At 41.1% G+C, this 3,812-nt stretch carries 3 protein-coding genes and 1 pseudogene; 1 reads left to right on the forward strand and 3 read right to left on the reverse strand.

Annotated features, from left to right (window positions below; translation table 11 throughout):
• Both G5B11_RS19805 and G5B11_RS18275 read right to left on the reverse strand, forming a co-directional pair.
• Positions 1-148, reverse strand: a pseudogene (locus G5B11_RS19805) (transposase); the annotation flags it as partial.
• A gap of 148 nt (positions 149-296) precedes the next feature.
• Positions 297-845 (reverse strand): isochorismatase family protein, encoded by a 549-nt coding sequence (locus G5B11_RS18275; protein WP_173729282.1) that lies wholly within the window; start codon positions 843-845, stop codon positions 297-299.
• Here G5B11_RS18275 and G5B11_RS18280 point away from each other — a divergent pair.
• On the forward strand, positions 798-2,030 hold the full coding sequence (locus G5B11_RS18280; protein ID WP_173729283.1) for a hypothetical protein: 1,233 nt from the start codon (positions 798-800) through the stop codon (positions 2,028-2,030). The genes G5B11_RS18275 and G5B11_RS18280 overlap by 48 nt on opposite strands.
• Before the next feature lie 137 nt (positions 2,031-2,167).
• Here G5B11_RS18280 and G5B11_RS18285 read toward each other — a convergent pair.
• A partial coding sequence (locus G5B11_RS18285) for an Ig-like domain-containing protein (RefSeq protein ID WP_173729284.1) occupies positions 2,168-3,812 on the reverse strand: 1,645 nt, incomplete at its 5' end.

Genomic DNA, 3,812 nt, shown 5'->3' on the forward strand with positions numbered 1-3,812 from the left:
GCATCTTTTTGCATTCCAGGTCGATCCCGTCTTTTAATACTTTCTTCCTGTATTTCGTACACTAAACCAGATGATACTGCAGAGAATATACGTATCCTCGACCATATGAAAGTTGATTTTTATTTATATTAAATATATCTTTTTCCATGTCTGTATTATACCATATGTATTTCTTTAAGTAAACATTTGTTCTGTATATTTTTTATAAAAATTGCGCGTCTAACTCATCACTGAAGTAACGAGAATGCGCTGCGCAGTTATTCAACAATTATGAACTATCCAATGTTATAGATCCATTATTTCTGATCTAAAGCTCTGGCATGTTTTGTATATACTGATGGATCAATTCCAAGCAGATATTCTACAACCTCATCTACAGTTTTAACATCACAGAATTTAGCTTCCATATCGAATATATTCCATTCGATAACACCTGGTGTTCTGTCACCAACACATCCTTCCGGAACAATCGTTTTAAATCCAAGTCCTGTAGAATCCATAACGGAGTGTCTTACGCAGCCACCTGCAGTAGCGCCCATAACGATCACTGTGTCAACTCCAAGGTAATTTAATGTTGCTCCAAGATGTGTACCAAAGAAGTTAGAAACAAATTTTTTATGAATCACCGGCTCGTCTGGTCTTGGTTTGATCTTAGGATCAATTTCCATCCATTCACTGTTAATATCCAGCGTAGTCAGCGGAATCTTTTCATCCCATCTTGGCAGATCCCACTGTGTCTTTCCTGTAAAACCGGTAGTTGTATGGGAGCCAGGAATCAGTCTGCTTTTGGTTATATTATGAATTACACAAATACCCCTACTGTCCAGATGGCACAGGCACTTCATATTGATGCCAGTCTTGTAAGCAAGTGGAAAACCAGTTCCAGAAATCTGTCTGCAAAATCCATCTATTTTGCAGATGTTGTTGATTTTTTTATTTCTTTAAACACAGAAGATGAAAACTATGCTTTGAAAGATGCAATTCTTTCTTTTTATCCTCTGGAAGATTTATCAAATGAAACCTCTCTGCGTGCAACACTGGTCAAAATACTTACGCACAAAAACCTGAATCATCCAAATGCAGACGCCCCAATCTGTTCCAACAAAGGAACAGAAACCACTACCTGGGTCTACGATGATGATGAAGGTCAGCGTGCAGCTATTTCCAGCCTGTTAGACTTGGCTGAAGCCATGAATATTCCCGGAGAGCTTACCTTTGCAGAAGCTGACTCTTTCATCTGGATGATCCATGATGAAGCATATGCCAGTGAATTTTGCCAGCGGATGATTTCTCAGTCCTGTGTATACTTAAATTCATCTGTAATTCTGAAACATCAGGATCTGGTCAGAAAACTGCTTGATAATTGTCATCATTTATTCCGAAACTATAAGCTTCTGAGGTTTGTGAATGTTGTTAATGACATTTATCAGTTCCGAAAAAGAGGGGCTGTTTATGCCATTTTGTCCGCTCCTGCTTTTATTGCTGTAGAACCGGATCTTATGCAGAAGGTTCTAAAGGCCAACCATGTGAGCAAAGACAAGATTGCTCTGTGCCTTGACATTAATTCAAAATTCAGGGAAAAAACAAATCACACAGACAGCAGTCACCGAAACTCCCTTTTCTATATCTTCCGACTGGAATCCATGATCAGACGCACAATGATGCCTTTTATTTCTACCAGCTTAAGCCTTCTATGCGATCAGTCGATTCATGTTGACCACAGATATTATGCTCAAGCTCTCCGAAATATCGGGGATGCACTGTTAGAAAATGACAATCTGAATGTGGTGCTTGTTACAAATTCCGATAAGATCCAGATCCCCAGGGTCAACTGCTGGTGCAATCAGAATTCCTGGATTTTCCAGATGGATACTGAAGGCTTCCGTCTCAGTGACGAGCCAAGTATTGTAGGTGCTATTTCCAGTCATATTGAACGTGGAATGGCGCTCATTCCATCAGATCGGAAAGAGCGCCATAGTGTAAGCCGTTATTTATATGATTTTGCCAGTGAAATTGATGATATTGAGTAAATCGCAATTTACAAATTCATTGCATAAGTGTTCAAGATGCGATGATCAGCCTGGGAGTTAGTAATCCGTTACTATCTGCTACATCTCTACAATTCTTCTGTTTTGAATGTAGCATAGCCTTCGCCATCTAAGCTGTTCTACTCCACAGTCACCACACATACACGGCTCTTCTTCCCAGAACGGACTGTAATCCTTGCCCTGCCCTTTTTCTTTGCGTATATTTTGCCTTTTGGATTTACAGATACAACTTTACTATTGGAACTTTTAAATGTTACTTTTTCCTGAGAAGTCACCGGAGCTACCGTTGTACGGAGAGTATAGCTTCTTCCTTTTTTCAGCGTCAGCCGTGCATTGCTGATCTTTAAAGCCGTTGTTTTTACGATTCCCTTTTGTACGTATACCCGCATCTTTTTGGTATACCCGCTGGCAAGCCTGATGGTAATAATCGTATTTCCTCTTGCTTTTCCAGTTACAACTCCCTTTTGTGATACACGGGCAATCTTTTTATTTCCGGTTGACCATGAAACCACAGAATCTCCTTTGGCAAGACCTGTCACTTTCACTGTATATCTCTGTTTCACACGCAGACGCAAGCTGGAAACATTCAGCTTTATGGATGGAGTCAGAGCTGGCACTGCAATAGTCACATATGCACCGCAGCTGCAGTATGCTGTACGAACACCTTCTTCCAACGCAGTTGCTTCCTTAGTCAACTGATATTCTCCATAATGATGTCCTGTTGCTGGAACCACTGTGGCTGCAAGCGTCGTTTCCTTTGTGCCTGCTTCATCACTGAAATATTTCCCACAAATATTGCAAGTCCAATACTCAGTATTTCCTGCTTCTGTACAGGTGGCTGCTTTGCTGTCTGTCTTATTCAACTGATGCCCGGTGGCAGGAATCACTGTGGCTGCAAGCGTCGTTTCCTTTGTGCCTGCTTCATCACTGAAATATTTTTCACAAATACTGCAATACCAGTATTCTGTATTTCCTGCTTCTGTACAGGTAGCTGCTTTGCTATCCGTCTTATTCAACTGATGTCCTGCTGGAATTGCTGTATCAGCAAGCAATATTTCCTGTCTTCCTTCGCTATCACGAAAATACTTTCCGCAAACAGAACAATTCCAGTACTCTATGTTTCCTGCTTCTGTGCAGGTGGCTGCTTTGCTGTCTGTCTTGCTTAACTGATGACCGGTGGCAGGAATCACTGTATCTGCAAGCGATATTTCCTGTCTTCCTGCTTCATCACTGAAATATTTCCCACAAATATTGCAAGTCCAATACTCAGTATTTCCTGCTTCTGTACAGGTAGCTGCTTTGCCTTCTGTCTTACTCAACTGATGCCCGGTGGCAGGAACCACTGTGGCTACAAGCGTCGTTTCCTTTGTGCCTGCTTCATCACTAAAATATTTTTTGCAAACACTGCAATACCAGTATTCCGTATTTCCCGCTTCTGTGCAGGTAGCTGCTTTTCTATCCCTCTTGCTTAACTGATGACCTGTCGCAGGAATCACTGTGTCTGCAAGAGATATTTCCTTTTTTTCATCTTCATCACTAAAATATTTTTTGCAAACACTGCAGTACCAGTATTCTGTATTTCCTGCTTCTGTACAGGTAGCTGCTTTGCTGTCTGTCTTACTTAACTGATGCCCTGGCGAAGTTTCTGTATCTGTCAGATAACTGTTATCCGAAATCAGTGGATAAATAAACGCCTGGGGTGTAAATTCAGTGGGAGATGAAAATGTATCCTTTTCAGTTCGTTCTTCCCGAAGTGTATTATGA

This window comes from Blautia glucerasea (genome assembly GCF_013304385.1).
GTDB classification, from domain to species: domain Bacteria; phylum Bacillota; class Clostridia; order Lachnospirales; family Lachnospiraceae; genus Blautia_A; species Blautia_A ammoniilytica.